Origin of the sequence: Pseudoalteromonas distincta, from assembly GCF_000814675.1 — a bacterium.
In the GTDB taxonomy this organism is placed as follows: domain Bacteria; phylum Pseudomonadota; class Gammaproteobacteria; order Enterobacterales; family Alteromonadaceae; genus Pseudoalteromonas; species Pseudoalteromonas distincta.
Window position 1 is genome coordinate 88,333 of sequence record NZ_JWIG01000022.1, and the last position, 22,396, is coordinate 110,728.

The 22,396-nt window shown below is 38.3% G+C and carries 17 protein-coding genes; 9 read left to right on the forward strand and 8 right to left on the reverse strand.

Going from position 1 to position 22,396, the window contains the following annotated elements; all coding sequences use genetic code 11:
- Positions 1-307 precede the first annotated feature (307 nt).
- From QT16_RS14025 to QT16_RS14050, 6 genes are all read right to left on the reverse strand, one after another.
- On the reverse strand, positions 308-1,378 hold the full coding sequence (locus tag QT16_RS14025; RefSeq protein WP_152609345.1) for a hypothetical protein: 1,071 nt from the start codon (positions 1,376-1,378) through the stop codon (positions 308-310).
- Between the two features lie 40 nt (positions 1,379-1,418).
- Positions 1,419-1,748, reverse strand: a complete 330-nt coding sequence (locus QT16_RS14030; protein ID WP_039488789.1) for a YfbU family protein — start codon at positions 1,746-1,748, stop codon at positions 1,419-1,421.
- A 712-nt stretch (positions 1,749-2,460) separates the two neighbouring features.
- Entirely contained in the window at positions 2,461-2,934 is a 474-nt protein-coding gene (locus tag QT16_RS20940; protein WP_052201250.1) for a hypothetical protein, read from the reverse strand.
- Between the two features lie 123 nt (positions 2,935-3,057).
- The gene (locus QT16_RS14040; RefSeq protein ID WP_052201251.1) at positions 3,058-6,210 is read right to left on the reverse strand and encodes a DEAD/DEAH box helicase; all 3,153 of its coding nucleotides are present in this window, start codon (positions 6,208-6,210) and stop codon (positions 3,058-3,060) included.
- An 8-nt stretch (positions 6,211-6,218) separates the two neighbouring features.
- Positions 6,219-6,821 carry a class I SAM-dependent methyltransferase gene (locus QT16_RS14045; protein WP_039488790.1) on the reverse strand — a complete coding sequence of 201 codons (603 nt, stop codon included), beginning with the start codon at positions 6,819-6,821 and terminating at the stop codon, positions 6,219-6,221.
- A gap of 214 nt (positions 6,822-7,035) precedes the next feature.
- Positions 7,036-8,280 (reverse strand): UPF0149 family protein, encoded by a 1,245-nt coding sequence (locus QT16_RS14050; protein ID WP_039488791.1) that lies wholly within the window; start codon positions 8,278-8,280, stop codon positions 7,036-7,038.
- 195 nt (positions 8,281-8,475) lie between these two features.
- Here QT16_RS14050 and QT16_RS14055 point away from each other — a divergent pair, with 195 nt between their 5' ends.
- The 7 genes from QT16_RS14055 (at position 8,476) to QT16_RS14090 (ending at position 15,126) form a co-directional block, all read left to right on the forward strand.
- On the forward strand, positions 8,476-9,213 hold the full coding sequence (locus tag QT16_RS14055) for a substrate-binding periplasmic protein (protein ID WP_039488792.1): 738 nt from the start codon (positions 8,476-8,478) through the stop codon (positions 9,211-9,213).
- A gap of 10 nt (positions 9,214-9,223) precedes the next feature.
- The gene (locus QT16_RS14060; RefSeq protein WP_039488793.1) at positions 9,224-9,964 is read left to right on the forward strand and encodes a substrate-binding periplasmic protein; all 741 of its coding nucleotides are present in this window, start codon (positions 9,224-9,226) and stop codon (positions 9,962-9,964) included.
- A gap of 291 nt (positions 9,965-10,255) precedes the next feature.
- A complete protein-coding gene (locus tag QT16_RS14065; protein ID WP_076914907.1) occupies positions 10,256-11,854 on the forward strand; it encodes an ABC-F family ATPase in 1,599 nt (532 codons plus the stop codon).
- A gap of 542 nt (positions 11,855-12,396) precedes the next feature.
- Complete coding sequence (locus QT16_RS14075) at positions 12,397-12,861, forward strand: REP-associated tyrosine transposase (protein WP_082007379.1); 465 nt, start codon at positions 12,397-12,399, stop codon at positions 12,859-12,861.
- A gap of 197 nt (positions 12,862-13,058) precedes the next feature.
- Positions 13,059-13,802: a ferredoxin--NADP reductase gene (locus QT16_RS14080; protein ID WP_039488796.1), complete on the forward strand. Its 744-nt coding sequence runs from the start codon at positions 13,059-13,061 to the stop codon at positions 13,800-13,802.
- A gap of 250 nt (positions 13,803-14,052) precedes the next feature.
- Positions 14,053-14,796, forward strand: coding sequence for a nuclear transport factor 2 family protein (locus tag QT16_RS14085; RefSeq protein WP_002962106.1), 744 nt, complete (start codon positions 14,053-14,055; stop codon positions 14,794-14,796).
- Between the two features lie 9 nt (positions 14,797-14,805).
- A complete protein-coding gene (locus QT16_RS14090; RefSeq protein ID WP_002962108.1) occupies positions 14,806-15,126 on the forward strand; it encodes a hypothetical protein in 321 nt (106 codons plus the stop codon).
- Between the two features lie 818 nt (positions 15,127-15,944).
- Here the strand turns inward: QT16_RS14090 and hemH are convergent.
- Positions 15,945-16,964, reverse strand: coding sequence for a ferrochelatase (gene hemH / locus QT16_RS14095; RefSeq protein WP_024597461.1), 1,020 nt, complete (start codon positions 16,962-16,964; stop codon positions 15,945-15,947).
- A 74-nt stretch (positions 16,965-17,038) separates the two neighbouring features.
- Positions 17,039-18,367 (reverse strand): response regulator c-di-GMP phosphodiesterase, NosR family, encoded by a 1,329-nt coding sequence (nosR, locus tag QT16_RS14100; protein ID WP_039488797.1) that lies wholly within the window; start codon positions 18,365-18,367, stop codon positions 17,039-17,041.
- Between the two features lie 224 nt (positions 18,368-18,591).
- Here nosR and QT16_RS14105 point away from each other — a divergent pair, with 224 nt between their 5' ends.
- Both QT16_RS14105 and QT16_RS14110 read left to right on the forward strand, forming a co-directional pair.
- A complete protein-coding gene (locus tag QT16_RS14105; RefSeq protein ID WP_039488798.1) occupies positions 18,592-19,545 on the forward strand; it encodes a sensor histidine kinase in 954 nt (317 codons plus the stop codon).
- A gap of 255 nt (positions 19,546-19,800) precedes the next feature.
- Positions 19,801-22,341: a TonB-dependent receptor plug domain-containing protein gene (locus QT16_RS14110; RefSeq protein WP_039488799.1), complete on the forward strand. Its 2,541-nt coding sequence runs from the start codon at positions 19,801-19,803 to the stop codon at positions 22,339-22,341.
- The last annotated feature ends 55 nt before the right edge of the window (positions 22,342-22,396 follow it).

A 22,396-nucleotide genomic window follows, 5' to 3' on the forward strand; every position in this document is an offset into this window, starting at 1 on the left:
TCATTTTAGTGGTTATAACACACCAAACCGGCTTATATTACATACCCTAATAATTTCATCAATAATTACAGTTTTAAACAAGCGATAAAAATAGCTAGGAATTAAGCTCGTTATTTTGCACCAAAACAGCGGTTAATAATGTTATCGGACTAAATTAGGCTCTTACTCAAAAAAAGAATAAATTTAATTTTTTAATATCTGCTATTCGCTCTAGGCGGACTTCGCCAAAGTGCCAGTAGCAGACGGTGGTAATACTTGCTCAATCGGACTAAAGTAGTGTAGCGAATAAAACGTAACTCATTGTTTATTAGCGACTAATGCTCTTGTTAGGCGTAATAACCTTCCCAGAACTATCAAAAAGTATGGATAGTTGACCTGCCTTCAGCTTTTCTCGGAATTCAGGTACAGCAACCTTACCATCAAGTAGATCGCCTAGTAACATATCCATTAAACTACCAAAAACTAGATCATTATAATTTTCAAATTCAGGCTTTGAATTTAACAAAGTACATATCATACGTGGAGGTTGAGCTCCCGAGGAATCCGAAATAGTAGAGTGCTTAGGGTTATTCTTTAGATGTAAACTACAACAGGCGAAGTGAGCAACAAGTTCTCTAAATTGCATATTTGTAACTGAACCACTCAACTTATTTATAACTGTTGGTTGGATCTCATTACATACGGCGCCAGCATCGCCGAATACAGTAATAATGCCTATACCCCCAATAATAACTCCTGAAGTGTTTGCATAAGAGACGTCCATATAATCAAACTCTTTTTTGGCATCAATACTTTCAACCGGAACAATAAAGAAAGATCCTACACAATTTTGTTCTAATGTTGTCTGGGTATAGGGCACACGGCTTAAACAATAAACATGATGAAAACTTTCCCACTTATAGCCTACCCCTTGCGCTATTGATGAATACTCAACTCTTCGATCTAAGCACATTCGTAGAGACTGATCCTTAACATGAGTTTTAATAAATAGAAGCGCCATCCACAAATAAACGTTCAAGTAGCCTTCTTTCTCAACATAATTAACCAAACCATCGAAACCTCTTGAAAACGCCTTACTCAATGGAGTTTCCAACTCAGTACTAAGTAGGCTATTACATTCGATGCAACAGGGGATTACATATTGGTTATATTTATATTTTGAACCATTAGGTAAATTCACAGTTTCATTGTGAAGGTCAAATCGTTTTAGAATCCAATTAGGTATGATGTGCTCTTTATTCTGATTCTTTGAATTTAGAGCTTTCGTACAAATAAAACATATATTTGAACTACAAACGTCAGATTCAAATGCTGCAATGCTAACAAATGTAACTATACCATTCGCATCTACAATATTTCCATTTTCAAGTCTCATCATACTTCCATGTTGCGCCAAACACTTTATTAACTTGCATACTTTATGCGTCTAATATTTTATAAGCATCTTGTATGTTGAATTCCCAGTTTTGAGAAAGTCTTTTTCGTTCAGAAAGCATTCTTTGGTACTTACCCGGCATTGGAGCCTGACTAATCACGTTATCAGCTGAAATACGTATTCTTTTTTGTTCTTGAAATTTTCTTTCATTTATAAAAATATACTTAACACAATCAACGTAATCATTTTCGTCTGTAACATTAAATCCTTTAAATTTCGCAAACGAGTGTTGGACGTTTAAATCGTTACACCGGCGGTATAAAGTGAATAGGTCGAGTATAAAGTCGTATATTGATTCGTGAGAGTTAATCATTTAAATCTATTCCTTTGATTTAGAAGTTCAAAAACTTGCTAGAGTAATGCAAGTTAACAGCTTATTGAAGGCCGTTTTAGTGGTTCTTAACAAATCAAAACGGCGTCTATTGCATACTCTGATAATTTCATCAATAATTACCTTTGTAAACAAGTAATTAAAATAGCTAGGAATTAATCTTGTTATTTTGCACCAAAGCGGCGTTTAATAATGTTATGGGACAAAATTAGGCTTCTACTCAAAAGAGCGGGAATAAATTTAGCGTTTTCAATGTCCGGTTTTCGTTTGCTGCCGAAAAAAAATATGCCTTGTTTCTAAAAAGAGCAAAAAAGCTTCATTACCCAAAACTTACTTTCTCACTTACAACGTCATGGCACAGAGTAAAAACCTCGCCTACATTCATAAACTCCAATCTCACAACACACTCCAATTCCCCGTGATCACACCTGAAACAGAGTTAATGATGAGTAATTTACAGCATGGATGCTGTACAAAGCGTAGCTTGGCCACGGATGGCCTATCTACGCTGGTTACGTTCACATCATTCACGTAAGTTGAAGATAAAGTGTGATCCTCGGGTGCGCCGTGGGATTCCAAAGGGCGGTCGGCGGCAGGCGCCCTTTGGTTGCTATCGCCAACGCGATAAAACCTCGAATAGAAGCTTTTTAAAACTGTGTATTATCTATTTACTTAGCAATATCGGTTATATTTTTTATCTTGTCCTAGCTAAGTAATGGATTATCCAAACAATAATCCAAAGACCACCGGTAATTAAAGAAAGCACAAAGTGTAACAGATGTGGGAAAGACTTAGACTGAGTAACGGCTACTGCAGCTGATGATGATGATGAATTCATAAAAACATTATTAACTCTTTTTGATTCATCTGCGGCCCTAAGAACAACATCTAAGATCTCACCACAATGCTTACATTTCTTAGCTGTATTCTTGATATATTCCGAGCAAAATGGGCATTCTTTTTCAAAAGTTATGATCGGTTCCTTTGGTTCAACCTCTATCACTTTTTTATCTAATGGGTTAATTGTTATTTGCGTAAAACTTTTACCTTTTTCAATCTGTAGTTTCACTTTATCATAAAACCTTTTACAACTCGGGCATTGTTTAACTTTAACACCTTGTTCTAGTTCAATAATCAACCCACAAGCTAAGCATTCTTGCTCTTCCATTTGACTCTCCAATCCTAAAAACATTAAATTTCACGTTTAATAAATCTTTCAAATCCCCGTTAAACCCTTTAAACCCTTTTAAAAATCACGTTAAAGCGAGACATAAAATCGCGACTACAACGACTATGCAACCACTTGTTTAAAACGGGCGAATGTTCGCATGCTTTCATCTGCAATCATTACTTCGTAATCAGGGTTTTGAGCGATTAGCTCATATTGCCCGTTTGGTAATTTATTAACTTTACGCAGTAAATACTGTCCGTCTCCGCTTATTTCATCTCGCTCTATAACAACTATTTGGTCGCGTAGCGAACCCGCTTTATCGGGTGTTATCAGTTCAAGTAGCAGTAAATCACCATCAAGTATTGGATGTTTACCGCCATTCATAGAATTACCCGATGCGCGTGCTAAAAAATGTACTTGCGGATCGAGCTTGCCTGCGCCACATGGTGCGTCCATCAATTCCATATCACTTTCATCCCCAGTTTTAAAATGTCCGCAGGCAATTTTGATATTAGGGAAGTACGGCAACTTGATTACTTCATTTACAGTTTTTAATTGGCTTGTAAATAGTGTCTCATCATTACTTATTTGTGTAGGAACGATATTCACGGGAGTGTTATCAACTGGCTCTTCAAATTGCAGTAATGCTTTAAAGTGGTGGTTTTGAAGCTTAAAACCTATTTTTTGGTAATAATCTTTACCGTCTTGAATATATTGCTGCTTGATTTCGGCAAGTGCGTTTTCATCTAGCTTTTCCCAGAGTACTGAGTCAAACGAAATAATATTGAGATCTTTTGCATGATAAATAAAACGTTTACGCTCAAACTTTTCAAACGGGTTTGCTAATAAACTACGAGTTAAATAAGCTGTATCGTTCAAGCGTTCTTTATCATTAAGCGGGTTTTTGTCTTTTTCTGCTTGGCCGAACTCTTGTTGTAACTGCTTGTAAAAATTTTCATATCGCAACACAAGTTTTGAAAGCTCGGCTTCACCTTGTGCATTACATTCACTTATAAAGGCAAGTAAAAAAGCAATTTTATATGAGAATGAGTAATCCCGACTCTGTAAAAACTCAAAAAAATCATCTCGCCTTGAATCTTCTGTACGCTCTTTAATATTTTTATCTATTTTGATTTGCTTTAATTGTGATTCATTAAAATAGTTTAATGTGTGTTTACCAAATGGGTGTGTTTTTGCTGGGGTAATATCTCCTTTTTTAACCCAACTTTTTACCGTGCCAGTTGAAATAAACAACTCGCGAGCAAGCTGCTCTTCATTTAATAAACCGCCGAATTCATGTTCAAAAGTAAATATGTCTATCTTTTCAATACGGCGTTCACCTTCGTATAAACGATCTAATTCAATCGCTTCGTTTTCAGGTGTTGGTACTTCTGTTTTTATTATATTTTCAAATGGCTTGTAAGTAGAAAAGTTAAATAAGCCGTGTACCGACATTGGCTGTAATGCTGCGCCATAGCTGTCTACAACATCGATTACAATAAGCGCTTCTTTGTCTCTATAATTTCGCGTCCCACGCCCTAACTGCTGGGTATAAAGCACTTTAGACATTGTGGGTCTTGCCATAACTAAAATTTCAGTTTGTGGAGCATCCCATCCTTCGTTTAGTAGGTCGCAAGCACATAAAAAGCGTATGTTTCCTTTTTGATATTCTTCAAGCCCTTTGCGGTCTGAACCATGTACTGCTTGCGCACTAATTCCGTGTTTATTAAATAACTGCGCCATTCTTTGGGCATGTTTAATATCAGTACAAAACACAACACCTTGCTTTAATAATTGCCCCTCAATTAAAGGTTCTGCAAAATATTTATTGATCAAATCTACAATTAATTGATCGCGCGAGGGTATAAGTACGGTTTTATTTAAATCAGCCTTTACATAATCTTTACCGTTAAAGCGCACTTGCGATAAGTCTATATTTGACTCAAGTCGGTATGCTCTTATTTGCGGAGCAAGTCCTTTTTTAATTGCTTGTTCTAAAGTTAAATCAACTTTATAGCGACCAAATATGTCTTGCAGCTTTTGGGCATCGGGCCTTTCGTCTGTAGCAGTGAGCCCTAATAACGTTTTAGGTTTAAAGTATTCAATTACTTTTCTTAATCCTGTTGCAACTGCATGGTGAGCTTCATCTATCAGAATATAATCAAAAGATTGTGATTGCATGGTGCTGTAATGGCGCATCATATAAGCGCTGGTTTGCACTACAACATTAAGCGTTGAGTCTGTTAATAACTCACCCACTTTTAATAAGGGATGTCTTAAATTTAATCGCTCTTTTAATTGCTTTTTTAAAGCTGTGCTAGGTACTACTGCCAATGCTTTTTTGCATATACCCGCATCTATTTGAGTTTTTAAATCTTCTATAAATACTTCTGTTTTACCTGTACCAGTGGGTAGGACAACTAAAAAGGTGCTTTTACCTTTTATGCGTTGATTTGAAATACTATTTACGGCTTGATCTTGATGTGCTAAAAGCTGAAATGATAAATCACGCTGTGCTAAGTATTTAGGTGCGGCACTAAAGTTTTTAGGATCACCAAAATAATCACGCATTTGATCACTAAACTTGTAATGATCGCTCATACCTCTGCTTGACCATCGAAAAACTAAATAGCCATCGTAAACTAATGAGTTTTGCTTAAATAATTGCGAACGATATTTTTTTAAACCAATTATAAGCGGGTGATGATAACGCTCTCCATTAAGCTCTATAGCTATATTACTTTGGTTTTTAACATCGTTACTTCTTGTTAGAACAAAGTCTATATAGCGAATGTGCCCTGCACTATCAATGTATTTACTTTCAGCTTCAAGTGCGTGTAAATATTGAGCGCCAAAGACGTCTTCAAATAAGCAGGTAAAATTATATTCAGGTGGTGTTGGATCAGTGTGGGTTTCGTTGCGATCAGCTCCAAATTTTTTTATTTTATCTGATTGTTGTTCTTCTGAGCCAAGAAAAACATCAAGATCGTTTTTAAATTGCGCTTGTGTCTCAATTGATAAGGAAGTACGTGAATCATAAACAAAACGATATAAACCTTGGTACTTATGCATCAGTTGATTTTGATAACTAGTGTAATCAACATATTGATAGTTGGGTAACTCTAGGTGAAAAAGAGTAGTATCAATAAATACAGCAGGACTATCATTTTTCGTATACAACCTACCTACTGTGTTTTGGTCATGTAGCTTATAACCATACTCCAAAAGCACTTGGTCACAATATTCAAACTGATTTCTAATACTCATATTCATTACAGTTATTAGCCTTTACAGATAGCGCGTTGCATTAACGCATTCAACCATACTTCGCTTTCGCGCCCTGGCCGCTGATCAACACTTTGCCAGTGCTTCATTATGCTCAATTGCGTGTGCTGATTGATTAAATCACTTAATAATTGCTCGGTTAAATCGGTAAATTCACGGCCATTATGCACACGCTCTGTATCGCCATATTTAAACGATACATACAAAACGCCATTCGGTTTAAGCGCATTTTGTAGGTTTAAAAACACCTGCGGTAACTCAGCCTTTGGAACGTGCAATAAACTAGCGCAGCACCAAATCCCGTCGTATTGATTTACACTATTTAGCTCTTGGAATGTTTTAACCGCCACAGGTTGCTGTAAGTAACTGCTTGCCAACTCTGCCAGCTCTGGGCTTGCGTCAAACGCACTTACAGTAAAACCCTGCGCTTTAAAAAAAGCGGCATCGCGCGCACTGCCACAACCGGCATCTAAAATACTCCCGTGCTGTGCAACGTGCGGTAAAAACTCAGCATAAAGCGCCGACATATCAACGTTTAGTGTTGAGTCGCTAAAGGCTTTGGCATTTTGGTTGTAATAAGTAAGTGTGGTGTTTGACACGAGACTCACCGCTCCTTGGCTAATCGTTTAACAGCTAAGGCACTGTTAATACTGCATTCATTATTTGTTTAATCTACAGGAACAAGCGCATTAAATATAGGCTTAATAAGTAGAAATTTTTAAATTAATACGCCGTTGTTATTAAGTGCTGATGTTGAGCACTGAGCGCGATATAAAATCGCGCTTAGCATTTTTTGAGTTACGCTTTTAGTTATTACTTTTTTCTTAGCCAAAAAAGACTCGCAGGCACCGAAATCCACGCCTGCTTACCTAACGAATCAAGATAAACAGCGACTTCTTCTTTACTGCCTGGGCTGAAGTATGGCGATTGTTGTTCTTTTAGTTTTTCTTGGCCGGTGAGTATTTTGGTAAAGTGTTTATTTTGCTGCTGGAGCATTTTTTTGTAATCGTTAGCGGGTTTTGAATCACCATGCTTTACAAAAGCACTTAGCGCTCGGCTGGCTGTTGCATGTAGTTCTTGAAAATCAAAGTCGGCCAATAGAGCATCCAACTTGTCCCATTGTTTATTGATGATTAGGCAGTTCATTAATAAAAAGCGGTTTGCTTGATTGTCGTTTGGGTTTAGCGTTAATAACGCTTCGAGTTCTGACTGCGCTTTTTGGGTATAACCATGCAGCGCATGTATTTTTGCTCGATGCGCGCGAAGCATCATATAAGGGCGGGTTTCGTGCAAGCCCCAAAAGTGCCCAGTGTTGTCTTTAATAAATTGCTTTGTTATGAGCCCACTTTCCATTATGTCTAGCAACATTTGTATTGGCTCAAGTGCTTTTAGCTCGGTGTCGGCAAGTACCAGTTCAAGTAATTCATCAAGCTCATCTAATTCATCCGGTTCTTCGTCTAAAAAGCTGTTGTTAAATTCAGCCTCATCTTCATCACTTAAAGTTAGGTCGTTACTAAATCGAAGTTCAAAAATAGCGTCGGCCATAAAATACACATAATTACGTTTATATTCTTGGGCGTTGTATTGGGCAAATTCACCAAATTCTTTTGTTGCTGCTTTTTCATTAGAAAATGCTTTTAAAACGCTGCTTAGGTTATTAAGAGCCTGCTTTTGCCCTGTATCAAGCATACGTTTATTTATATTTTTAAGCGCCTGTAAAACCCCTTTACAGTAACTTGGTAGGGGCATGTTCGGCTTTAGCGAATCCCGATAGTCTTGCTTAGATAGGCTGCATTTTGCTGGCATTTTTAATTCGTTTTGAATTACTTTATCCATGCTTTGGTTATACAACGCCATTAAGCTTTCGAGGTATTTTATCTCGCTCTCTTTTTGAAGGTTAATATCTCCAAATAAATCAGGTTGCCACTCGCTTGGGGGAAGCAGTTGAGGTAATACACCTAACCCCATTAAATAACCTTGTATAAAATAGTAGTTTGGTTGTTTAGTGCTTAATTCACTGAGTTTTATAACATTGTTGCGAATTTTAGTTGGCGACATAACGTGCCCTGCTATGTATAAATTTATTATTAGTGTACCCACAGATAAGGTTACCAACAACGCTAGTTTGGTTGTTTTATCCTAAAATCAATTTTTAACGAAATATTTACAAATTTAAACAAACCCGTGCCGCTAAAATACAAAAGCTGGTTTATACTGTTGTAATAATGAGCAAAATAATAACTATGAGGCGTAATGAATAAACTAATTACCGTATTTTTATGTTTGCTGTTTACGGCTCCATTTAATGTATTTGCTTGTGAAAGAACCTTTAGCGTGGCATCGCACGATGCTTTTTGGCCGCCTTATGTAATGGGCATTAACGGTAAGCTGCAAGGCTCTGAGGTTGATGCACTCAACATTATATTTGCTGACTCCCCTTTTTGTTTTGAAGTTAAGTTACTGCCAAATTCTAAGCGGGCTTTTATTGAGCTTAAATACGGCCGTATTGATTTAGGGTGGGCTGCAAGTTATACAGATGAACGCGCTAAATATGTGCACTTTAGTGATAACTACCGAACTGAGGTTATGCGCTTATACGAAAACAAAAATAATCAGCATAGCGTTAAAAACCTCGAAGACATTTTTAAACAAGGCTTTATTGTTGGCGCTAACTTTGGAAGCTATTACGGTGAGGAGTTTGAGCAATATAAAACTAAATATAAAAAGCAGATTGAATACACCAGTGCAACCAGTAAACGCTTTGAAATGCTTAATAAACAACGTATTGATTTTGCTATTGAAGATGAGTTAGTGGGGGCTTATTTTGGCAAAAAAGGCTCAAATATCAAATTAGTAACCGACATTGAGCATGTAAATAAAGACGATATTTATTTAATGTTTAGCAAACAAACGGTGTCGGTTACTGAGCTTGCAATAATTAATGAGCACATAAATAAAAACAAAACAGCACTAAAAGCGCTGTTTGAATAGTAGGAGCGTAATGAAAACTTTATTTTTAGCGTTTACAACGCTGCTATTTACTCAGTTTAACGCCCTTGCGTGCACTAAAACATTGGCAATGGGCACTAACGAAACTAATTGGCCGCCTTATCTTGTAAAACAAGGTGATACATTTTTAGGCACAGAAGTGGATGCTGTTAGGGCTATTTTTAAAGATTCAAAATTTTGTATTAAATGGACTTATTTTCCGAGTTTTTCGCGTGTTCAAGCTGAGCTTAAAAATGGTCGAGTAGATATAACCTACGCAGCAAGTTATACAGAGCAACGCGCTCAATACGCGCACTTTAGTTTGCCTTATCGCGAAGAAATAATGCTGCTTTATAAACACAAAGATTCGGCTGATGTAACCAGCTTGGCTGATCTTTTTAGTCAAGATTTTACAGCAGGTATTAACCGAGGAAGCTTTTTTGGTGATGAACTTGAACAACTCAAAACCAAATATTCAAAACAGGTCGTGCTTACTGCTCAAGCAAATAATCGATTTAGCATGTTAGATAAAAAACGAATCGACTATGTTATTGAAGATTCTGTGGTTGCGCAGTACTTTGTGAAAAAACACTCCTCAATTTCGCAGGTAAAAACTATTACACCGATTAACGTTAACAATGTGCATTTTATGCTAAGCAAGGAGTCGCTAACACTCGATGACGTGGCGACTGTTAATCAGTTAATTACCAAAAATGAGGCGGCTATAAAGTCAATTTATCAACCTGTGCATTAAAGCATGGCTAATAACTTAGCTATTTGGCGCCCCCTCTTTAGTATTGCTTGGCATTAGTAATTATTTACATTGTGGCTGTAAGCACATTCAACACTACATACGCTAAAAATAGTAACTTAAAACCGAGAATTGCCGTTATTTTTACTTGGTTATAAATTAGCTGCCTTTTATCTTTCATTCGTTGTGGCTGATCTGTATAATTCGCCAGCTAATTTACCCTATTGTCTGGTTCTTGTTTGTGGCGTTTTGCTGCAGCGTACTCCTGTCAGTACTAATCTAGGATTACCTTTTTTGATCTCCACCGCAAATATTACGATGCAGTTTGGCGCAGAGCCGTTGTTTGAAAACATTTCAGCTAAATTTGGTAACGGTAACCGTTACGGTTTAATTGGCGCTAACGGCTGCGGCAAGTCGACTTTCATGAAAATTTTAAGCGGTGCGCTTGTTCCAAGTGCGGGTAATGTGTCTATTACTCCAGGGTTAAAAGTAGGTAACCTAAGCCAAGACCAGTTTGCTTTTGAGCAATACAGCGTTGTAGACGCGGTAATTATGGGCGACGTGGAGCTTTGGAAAGTAAAGCAAGAACGCGAACGTATTTACTCGTTACCAGAAATGAGCGAAGAAGACGGTATGAAAGTTGCCGATCTTGAAAGTGTATTTGCTGAAATGGATGGTTACACGGCAGAAAGCCGCGCTGAAGAAATTTTGCTTGAAGCGGGTATCGATAAAGAATTCCATTACGGTTTAATGGCAAACGTTGCCCCAGGTTGGAAACTACGTGTGCTTTTAGCACAGGCGTTATTTGCAAACCCTGACATTTTGCTACTTGATGAGCCTACCAATAACTTGGATATTCATACAATTACGTGGCTTGCTAACGAGCTTAACAAACGTAAATGTACGATGATTATTATTTCGCATGACCGTCACTTTTTAAACTCGGTATGTACACACATGGCCGATATTGATTACGGTGAGCTGCGTATTTACCCTGGTAACTATGAGAAATTTTTAGAAGCTGCGGGCTTACAACGCGAGCAACTTTTAGCTGAAAACGCTAAAAAGAGCGCTGAAATTGACGAGCTACAAGACTTTGTTAACCGTTTTGGTGCTAACGCTTCAAAAGCTAAGCAAGCAAGTTCGCGCGCTAAAAAAATGGATAAAATTAAGCTTGATGAAGTTAAATCTTCAAGCCGTATGAGCCCATCGCTTTCGTTTGACGAAGGTAAAAAAATGTACCGTCAGGCACTTGAAGTTAATAAGCTTGGCCATGGTTTTGATGGCGAAACGTTATTTAGCGGCGGCGACTTTTTACTTGAAGCTGGCGCTAAGCTTGCTGTAATTGGCGAAAACGGTGTGGGTAAAACTACATTTTTACGCTGTTTAGTAGACGAGCTTAAAAGTAATGAAGGCGAAATTAAATGGTCTGAAAATGCGAGCTTTGGTTATTGCCCGCAAGACAGCACTAAAGATTTTGATAACGATTTAACGTTGTTTGATTGGATGTCGCAATGGCGTACAGCTAAGCACAACGATTTAATGGTTCGTGGCATGTTAGGCCGTTTGTTGTTTACAGCTGACGATTCAAACAAAAAAGCGCGTAACTGTTCTGGTGGTGAAAAAAACCGCCTGTTATTTGGTAAGTTAATGATGCAAGACGTTAACGTGCTTGTTATGGACGAACCAACTAACCACATGGATATGGAAGCCATTGAAGCGCTTAATAACGCGTTAAAAGATTTCCAAGGTACGCTTATTTTTGTAAGCCATGACCGTGAGTTTGTTTCGTCATTAGCTACACGTATCATTGATATTAAAGATAAAAAAGTAATCGACTTCCAAGGTACGTTTGACGAATACCTAGCAAGTTGTGAAGAGAAAAAAGCGTAAACTTTTTCTTATTGCTTATAAAGCGGTGCTAAATTTAGCGCCGTTTTTTATGTGTGGTGAATAGTTAAATTTTTAGAGGCCATAACCCCTGTAGACGCGCAGCTTGCTAGCGTTTAAAAACGCAGTTTTTACAATAGGTGGTTGAGTAGTTAGAAGCTGCGCTTCTCGCGTGAGCAAGCTCTACGCCTACAACAAAATTTAACACTGCGGTTTGATTTAACTTGTAGACGCGCAGCTTGCTGGCGTTTAAAAACGCAGTTTTTACAATGGGTGATTGAGTAATTAGAAGCTGCGCTTCTCGCGTGAGCAAGCTTTACGCCTACCACAAAATTTAACACTGCGGTTTGATTTAACTTGTAGACGTGCAGCTTGCTGGCGTTTAAAAACGCAGTTTTTAAAATGGGTGATTGAGTAATTAGAAGCTGCGCTTCTCGCGTGAGCAAGCTTTACGCCCACCGTGAAACTTAACGCTGTGGTTTAATTTAACTTGTTGAACACCCTTTTTTATCTATATTTATAAAAACCAATAAATTAAAACCTTTATGTACTCCTCTAAAAAATTATTAGTTGGGCGCCACTCTTCTAAAAATAAATTTTACTCTGTAACAATATGCACAAAACAAAGAATTCCGTTATTTAAGAACTTTGAAAATGCATGTACTGCGACAAGAGGCTTGGTTTATATGCAAAATAAGGTGCATACAATTTGTTATACCTTAATGCCAGATCATCTTCATTGGTTATTTCAATTGAAAGATTTACCGCTTGCTGATGTTATGAAGCAGTATAAAAGCATTACCACTGTGAAAATAAATAAGCTCAATTGCTCTACAGGGCCAGTTTGGCAACAAAACTATTTTGAGCACCAGCTTAGAGCAGAAGATGATTTAATTAACCAAGCACGCTATATCATTTCAAATCCGTTACGCGCTGAGCTTGTAAATGATGTTGGTGAATATCCATTTTGGGATTGTGTTTATCTTTGTGATCATGAGTTAAGTAATTAGAAGCTGCGCTTCTCGCGTGACCAAGCTCTACGTGTACAGCATCGCAGATGCTAATTATTCACATTATTTTATTGGTAAATTCTGCATACCTCACTGCTTTAAATCTAGTCATATTCTCCTGTAAGTCTTTGTCACTTAATGCTAATGTTGATGGAGTGAATTATTTAAAACTTTAATAGCTAAACCAAGAGGTAACTATGTCTAATTGGGTTGAAGCAACAGTAAAAAATGTCACGTGGTGGAGCGAAACACTCTTTAGCTTAACCGTTAATGCAAACGTAGAGCCGTTTAAAGCTGGTCAATTTACAAAGCTTTCAATAATGGATGGCGACAAACGTATTGCTCGGGCTTATTCATATGTGAATGCCCCTGAAAACCCCGATCTCGAATTTTACCTTATTAACGTTATTGACGGTTTGCTCTCTCCTCGTTTAGCTACCTTACAACCTGGCGACACAGTATTAATAGAACAACACGCAACCGGCTTTTTTACCCTTGATGAAATACCACAAAGTGATCAGCTTTGGATGTTAGGGACTGGCACTGCCATAGGGCCTTTTTTATCGATATTACAACAGCCCGATGTATGGAAAAAATACAAAACTATAAATTTAGTGCATGGCGTACGTTTTAATAACGACTTAAGCTATCAGGCACTTATTAACGAGCTATTAAGAGTATACCCAGCACAACTCAACTATATTCCTGTTGTAAGTAGAGAGGAGCCATTACAAGGCTTAAGTGGGCGAATTACTAACGCAATTGAGAGCAACCGCTTGTTTGAATATGTAAAGTTAGACCCAAAGCCCAGTAATGCACAATTTATGATTTGCGGAAATCCACAAATGGTAAAAGACACAACCGCGCTACTTCTCGATAAAAACTTTACGCGTAACCGCCGTAAAAACCCCGGCAATATTACCGTAGAGCAGTACTGGTAGGCTTCAGTGGTGGTATTAACTACCCGATAACGTTAAAATTTGCTATGTTGCACCCTTATGCCTATTTTATCAAAAATATGATCATTCTATCGCATTAAATAACTCACTAACTGCGTTAAAAATTATTCATATAGAACAACTATATGTCACAATTTTCGCGTTGTTATTGTGCTATTTTTTAGCGCTATAATAGATCGCCTATTTAATGTAATTGGTATTACACGTATTTAGTGTTCATTTTAGGAAAGTTATGAAACCGTTATCTATTATTTTAGCCTCATTAGTCACTACCGTTGCGCTAATTACTTATGCCGCAGAGCAAAGCGAGCCTGAGCAAAAAGAGCCGCAAGTTGAAGCTCAAACAAGCGTTGAAAAGCCAAAAGTTGAAAATGAGCAATCAGTAACTCAAACCAACACTGACGACAAAGTAAATACGCTTGAATACAAAGCGCCAGAGCTTAAAAAGCCAACAATTGATGCGACTAAACCAGACGATTCAAAAGTATTAGGTAACGAGCAAATTAAACCTGCTGAAAAGCCTAAAAATAAAATAGAAAAAGCAGTGGCTGTAGCCGAAGCTGAGAAAGCAGTAACGCAAGCAAAAGAAGCACTTACAGTTAAGCAGCAAACTAAAGCTAAACAATCGCGCGAATCACTTGCTGTGGTAGAGCAGCTAGTTAAAGCATATAACGCACGTAACATTGAAGAGTTTCTTCGTGTATATGCCGAAGATGTTGAGTTTTATATTTTCCCTAATGAGCTATTATTTAAAGGTAAAGAAAAACTAATAGAACGTTATGGGCTAATGTTTAAAAAGTTAAAGTGTATTCACTCATCACCAATTAAGCGCATAGTGCACGGTGATATAGTGATTGATCACGAACTTTCAGAAACTTGTTCAACTGACGAAAACGTAGTTGATAAACGCTCAGAACTTATTTCGAGTTATCAAATTAAAGATGGGAAAATAGTACGCGTACTGTTTTTTAGATAAAGGCTTTAAATGCAAATAAATGACGACAAGAAAATTCGCTTAATGTATCGCATTGAGCCAGGTTGCCTTGGACCTAAGGGTGCTGAGCATATTGAAGATTTTTGTCGTTTTGCAAACAAGCATATTAAATCCCCCTTTTATGGCCAATTTGTATTTTTACCACGTTACGATAAAACCATAGACGAGCGACAATACAGCGTTAACAGCCGTAATTTATCACTTGCTCAGGCTCGGGCTTACTTAAAGCACTTTGATATTAATATTGAAGAATTTGAAGAACAACTCGACGAGCTCCTCACAAAAGCGATTGATTTATACTTTAAGCGATAGCGTTTAATTGCTGTTGCTTAGATATTGCCTCCCCTCAAACGTACATTTTTATTTATTTTAATTACTATTAAATAATATAAGTAATTTCTTTCACAAAGATAAGGTAATCAGTAATAACTGAGAAAAACCAGTCCAGCCAATATGTATCACTACTCTAAAAGCGCAGCGCCTCTTAATCTCTTTGTGAATAATCCGCTCTTTAAAAGCCTTTATTTGCACAATGAGAAGTAAAAGAGGAGTAAATGAGGAAGCCAAAAGAAAACAGTATTGTTATGTTTTATAACTCACTCTAAAAGCGCAGCGCCTCTTAACCTCTTTGTGAATAATTCGCCCTTTAAAAGCTTTTATTTGCACAATGAGAAGTAAAAGGGGAAGCCAAAAACCCCGAAACAAAAACAGTATTGTTATGTTTTATCACTCACTCTAAAAGCGCAGCGCCTCTTAACCTCTTTGTGAATAATTAGCTCTTTAAAAGCCTTTATTTGCACAATGAGAAGTAAAAGAGGAGTAAATGAGAAAAGCCAAAACCAGTATTTTTATGTTTTATCACTACTCTAAAAGCGCAGCGCCTCTTAACCTCTTTGTGAATAATTCGCCCTTTAAAAGCTTCTATTTGCACAATGAGAAGTAAAAGAGGGGAAAATGAGAAAAGCCAAAAACAGTATTTTTATGTTTTATCACTCACTCTAAAAGCGCAGCGCCTCTTAACCTCTTTGTGAATTAATTAACTAAATATTTTAAAAGCCCTAAAAACAAAAAAGCGGTGTTAATTTTAACACCGCTTAATGCGTAATATATTTAGCTTTAGTAAGCTTGGGTTACAACATAGGTTTTATAACATCAAACACAGCTTCTATATGGTCGTCTCTGTCGTTTAGTGCCGCTATGTAACGGTATTTTTCGCCGCCTGCGTTTTCGAATATTTCACGGTTTTCACCTTCTAGCTCTTCAAGTGTTTCTAGGCAGTCGGCGCTAAAAGCAGGACTTATAATAGCTACATCAGTAATACCTTCATCAGGTAAGGCTGCAAGGGTTGCGTCGGTATAAGGCTTTAACCACTCTGCTTTACCAAATCGACTTTGAAAAGTACTAATTACTTTGTCTTTATCAAGGCCTAGTTTTTCAACAACTAAACGCGTGGTTTGTAAACATAGGCAATGGTACGGATCGCCGCGATCTAAAAACAATTTAGGCATACCGTGATACGAAAAAACAATTTTTTGTGGCATACCATTCGCTTCTAAATCCTCACTAATACTATTAGCAAGTGACTCAATATAACGGGTGTTTTTATGATAGCCATTTATAAAATGAAGCTCTGGCACCCAGCGCCATTTTCGCAGTACGCTCGATACAGCATCAAACGTAGAACCCGTAGTTGGGCTAGAATATTGCGGGTACATTGGTAAAATAATTATACGCGTTAAGCCTTTATCACGAAGCTCTTCAAGGCCTGCCTCTATTGAAGGGTTGCCATAACGCATTGCCATTACTACTTCTGTATTGGTATAACCTTGCTCTTTTAATAAGGTATTTAACTTTACACTTTGCTGGCGAGTAATGTGGGTAAGTGGTGAGCCGTTTTCGGTCCATATACTCTCGTATAATTTAGCCGAACGTTTAGGGCGTACGCGTAAAATAATGCCATGTAAAATTATCATCCATACCAAGCGTGGTATTTCTACAATGCGTGGATCTGATAAAAATTCGCGTAAATATGTACGAAGCGCAGCCGCTGTTGGTGCATCAGGGCTGCCTAAGTTAGTTAGCAGTATTCCCGTTTTTTGGTTAAAACGCCCATCATGGGGGTTGTCAGTAACCGCAGAAAATCGCGACACAGAGTGCTCCTTCAAGCAAATTCAATAATCTATTTTATGCACATTGTAACGAAAAAAACTGCGGTTTAGATCAATCATTTAGCAGTTTTCACCATTATTCTGAACGGAGTTGGTTTTTTCGATTCTAGCTGTTGGAGTTTTTCTATCGATTTACTGCCAAATACATGACCTTTGGGCAGCAACATTATGCCCGTATGGCTGTGTAGAGCATGGCCCAGTACCATTTGCTCTTTGAGTTCATGGGCATTACAAATTAGCACTGATCCTGCTGAACTTTTTTGTTCGTGTAGTTTTGCATGGCTTGCTTCAAGTGCACGTACAATTTTAGGATGATAAAACGATCCACTATAAAGTTTTACACTTTCGAGTGCGTCATCGTGGCGCTGCTTTTCATCACTTGCATTGCTCTGCTCAAACGCGTCCCAATAGTCGCGCGCTAAACCTAGCACCATAGCGCCTATAGGGATGTCGTTTCCGGCAAGGCCTTTGGGCATTCCGTTTCCGTTAAAGCGCTCAAACTGATAATAAATAGCATCCGATAAGTCATGTAAATGTATTGCTGGCATTAACATTAATTGTGCGGTACTTGGGTGAGTATAAAAGGTTTTACGTTGTTGCTCGCTTAAGCGGTTAACTGGTTTTTTATAAAGATCAGGATCCATAGCAAGCAAGCCTATTTGCGCCAAGTAACCAGCCATAGGGGCAAGATCAATGCTTTTTTGCGACAAGTTTAAGTAAAGTGCTATTTGTGTGCAGGTATTAGCAATATTTTGTGCTTTGTTGCCATCTAGGTAAGGGTTTGCGTTAACAAAATTATATAGCAGCTCTACGGTCGATTTATGCTCTTGTTTTTCGCGCTCGTTGGCGTCTTCAAGCTTTTTTAAAACCTGTTTTATTTGTAAGGTGCGTTTTTCTACTCGTTGTTCAAGCGAATTATTAAGCTCTAGCAACTCTTGGTTTTGCGCTTTAACTTGTGCCTCTAATTTTTGATTTTGTTTTTTTAGTGCAAATTTTTCTAGGCTATCTCTAATGCTACGAAGTAATAAATCGTTTTGCCAAGGCTTTTGAATATAACCATTTATTTGGCCTTGGTTAACAGCCGCTAAGGTGGTTTGTATGTCGGCGTAGCCGGTTAATAAAATGCGTTGGGTGTCGGGTGCCAGCGCACGTGCTTTTTCTAAAAACTCGGCACCGTTCATTACCGGCATACGCATATCGCTAATAATTAAACCAAACTCATGATTTTTAAAAAGCGTTAGTGCACTTTGCGGGTTATCGCAAACAATAACCGAAAGGCCATTTACTTCAAGTAGCCGTGTTAACGTGCGTAGTACTATTTCATCATCATCAATGCAAAGTACATCAACCTGATTTATTGGTGTGCTTGGTGTTACTTGAGTCATTGAGTCGCCTTTAAATTACTTCTGGTTAAATAATAGCTTAAAAAAATACTCTATGGTGTGTTTGTGCCTACCTTTTATATTAAGTGGTATTTACATAATGGAGTTATTAGCAATAAGTGGATAATTACTTATGCAAAATATTAGGCCTTGGCTGCACTAAAGTTGCAAATTTGCATACAGACGACTAAACGTTATGTATAAAGTTATCTATATGGATGAAGGGAATGGATGGATCAGATGGTAATTTTGAACGTGCTTTTTTAAACGAACAAAAGCTGCGCTTAGCTGCAGAGCAATTACTTAAAGATAAAAGTAGCGTTTTAGTTGCCATAAATAATGAACTACAAAAAAAAGTAGCCGACTTAGAACACCAACAAATGCTGTTTGTGCAAACAGAAAAAATGGCGACCTTAGGTACACTGAGCGCAGGCGTTGCCCACGAAATAAATACCCCGCTTGCCTATGCAATGAGTAACGTAGAGAGCCTACAAAACGCAAGCCCTTTACTTGTAGCGCTGCTAAAACTTAACGAACAATATTTAAATAACGAAATTAAAGAGAGCCGTTTTAAACACGAAATCGACATACTCAATTTACAGTATCCGTACGCGTGGATTTATAACAATTTGCAGGGGCAAATTAACGACAGCGTTGAAGGACTTAAACGTATAAAACAAATAGTGCATGACTTATTAAACTTTGCCCACCCCACCTCTTCGCAAGATAAACAATTAGCCGATGTAACAACGGGTGCTAATAATGCTTTAAGATTACTAAGTAGCAAACTTAAATTATGCGAAATAAAAACGCGGTTTGAACCCCTACCACTCATTTGGTGCAATTTATCGTCAATTAATCAGATTTTTGTAAACCTTTTAATGAATGCTTGGCAAGCTTGCGAGTTAGATTTAGAAAAAGGCTGCATTATTGAAGTCAATATTTTTGTACTACACACAAATATTTGTATTGAAATAAAAGATAACGGTTGTGGCATGAATGAAGACACAATAGCGCATATGTTTGACCCTTTTTATACAACAAAAGAAGTCGGAAAAGGCACCGGTATGGGTATGACACTTGTATACGCTATGGTGAGCGATCACGGTGGAAAAATAGAAGTTAACAGTACATTAGGCACAGGTACGACCATTCGCTGCCTATTACCTTTAAAAGGGTAAAATAACGAGCAAAACCACATTGTAAATAAAGTGTTAAACATTCTATTTCTTGATGTTTAATCCTTTATTAGCATGCATTTTAACCGATTTGATGTGGTTTTTTCTTATCTTGAAGTTTATTTGCATACTTAGACCAAATATTTAGTTTTTTTCATTTCTTTTTGTTTGCATATGTTGCTAGGATGTTTGCAACAGGTTATGAGCATCATAACCACACACATATTATTAAGAATACAAAAAAACAGGGTCGTCACTATGTCAACATACCGTTTAAACACACTTGCTGTAGCCGTTGCTTTCGCGTTTAGCGCACCAAGCATTGTTAACGCAGAAGAAGCACCTGTACAAGCTGCTAAAAACATTGAGCAAATATCTGTATTAGGATCGCGTGTATCTAACCGTACCTCTACAGAGTCTTCTTCTCCTATTGATTTAATTGACGCGGATGATTTAACTAAAGGTGGTTTTACCGAGTTAGGCCAAAGCCTTCAAGCGACAGCGCCTTCATTTAACTTTTCGCGTACACAAGTATCAGACGGTTCTGATTTATTTAGACCCGCAACGCTTCGTGGCTTACAACCAGATCAAACCCTTGTATTAGTAAATGGTAAACGTCGTCATAACCAATCAATTTTTGGCCTTAACGGTACAGTAGGCGCAGGCGCTGCGGGTACTGATATGAATGCCATTCCGCTAACGGCGCTTAAAGGCGTTGAAGTATTACGCGACGGCGCAGCGGCGCAGTATGGCTCTGACGCGATTGCAGGTGTTATTAACTTATCTCTTAATAACTCAACCGGTATTACAACGGGTTTTGTACAATACGGCGGCACAAGTGAAGGTGACGGCGACACTATTTCAGCAGGTTTAAACCGTGGTTTTGAATTAGGTAACGAAGGCGGCTTTATTAACCTATCGCTTGAGTACCGTGATGCCGACGGCACTAACCGCGCCGAGCGCGATACGGGTGGTTCACTTAATGTTGAACCAGGTACGCTAAGTGAAGATGTACGCTGGGGCCAAGGTAACTCAGAAAGTGAATTTACGTCGTTATTTTACAACATGGCATTACCAGTGGGCGACGGCGAGCTTTACTCGTTTGGTGGCTACTCTGAGCGCACGGCGCTGGGTAATGGTTTTTACCGTAACTTTAACGAAGCGTCTAAAAACGTAACACAAGTATACAGCGATGGTTTTTTACCGCGCATATATAACGAAGCACAAGATATTTCAGTAGCGCTTGGGTTTAAAGGCGATATAAACACAGACTGGACTTACGATGTATCGGCTGTTTATGGTGAAAACCAATACGATTTTACATCACGCAATACATTAAATGCTTCTTACGCGGCTGAATATTTATTTAATAACCCAGATGCAAGCGATGCCGACATTGCAGCAAACTCAGGCCCTACTGGCGGTTACTCAGGTGGTTTTAGATTCGATCAAACAACGGTTAACCTTGATGTAAACGGTATTGTAGATATTGGCCGTAGTGAGCCTTTATATGTAACAGTAGGCGCCGAATACCGTAAAGAAAACTACGAGATAGTGCCTGGCGATGAAGCATCATACGCCTGTGGACTAGCAAATATGGATACCTCGTACCCATCAGTAAACGATCCGGATCAATTTGCACAGTGTGGTTTTCAGGCTTATAACGGCCTTCGCCCTGAAGCGGCTAACGACAGCGACCGTAACAGCTACGCAGTTTATGTAGACGTAGAAACTATGATCACCGACGCATGGAACGTAAGTGGTGCACTACGCTATGAAGATTTCTCAGATGCTGGGGATGATTTAATTGGTAAATTAGCAACACGTTATGAATTTTCAGATGACTTTGCAGTACGTGGTGCACTGTCTACTGGTTTTAGAGCGCCATCACTTCAACAAAGTGGTTATACAGCTTTTACAACTAACTTAGGCTCAGACGGCACATTAACGCAGTCGTTCACAGCAAACACAGGGACCGCTTTCCCAAGTGCGTTAGGCGTAGATAGCTTAGAGCTTGAAACATCAACAAACTACAGCGCAGGTTTTGTTTACGATGTAACAAGCGAGCTTTCGTTAACGGTTGATTTTTACCGTGTAGAAATTGAAGACCGTATTACACTTGGCAGCTTGCTTTCGGCTGACGACGTATCGTTTAGCTCGGAAGCAGTTGCAGCGCTACAAGCAACGGGAGCTGTGCAAGCTAACTACTTCTCAAATTCGGTTGATTCTACTACGCAAGGTGTTGATATTATTGCATCGTACCGCACTGAAGTTGAAGGCGGTAATTTAGGAGTAACCTTTGCAGGTAACCTAAACGATACTAAAATTGACAGCGTAAACGCAGAAGACGGTATTCCTGAAGCGGTTGCTTTTGACGATTTACAACGCAGCTTTTTTACCGACGGACAACCGAGCGAACGTGCAACGCTTACGTTTGACTACGAACGCGATGCCTACACATCAACCATTCGCTTTAACTACTTTGGCGAAACAGATGTAAAATACTTTGGTAACGACCATATTTCATTACCAGGTGAGCTTTCGCCTACGGGTTCATTTAAACCAACAAGTACGGTTGAGTCTGCTGTGTTAGTTGATTTAAATGTTAGCTACCAAATTAATGACATGTTTGCGCTTTCGGTAGGTGCCGATAACGTATTTGACGAAACACCAGACGAATTAGGTGATGACGAAGTACTTAATTTTATCACCAACGGCGCATTTAAATATCCAGTACGTGCATTGCCATACGGTTTTGACGGCAGAACGTACTATGCAAAAGTAAGCTTTAGTTTTTAATTATCTTATAAAAAAGTAAAGCAAACTAAGTAATATTAAGCGCAGTTATTAACTG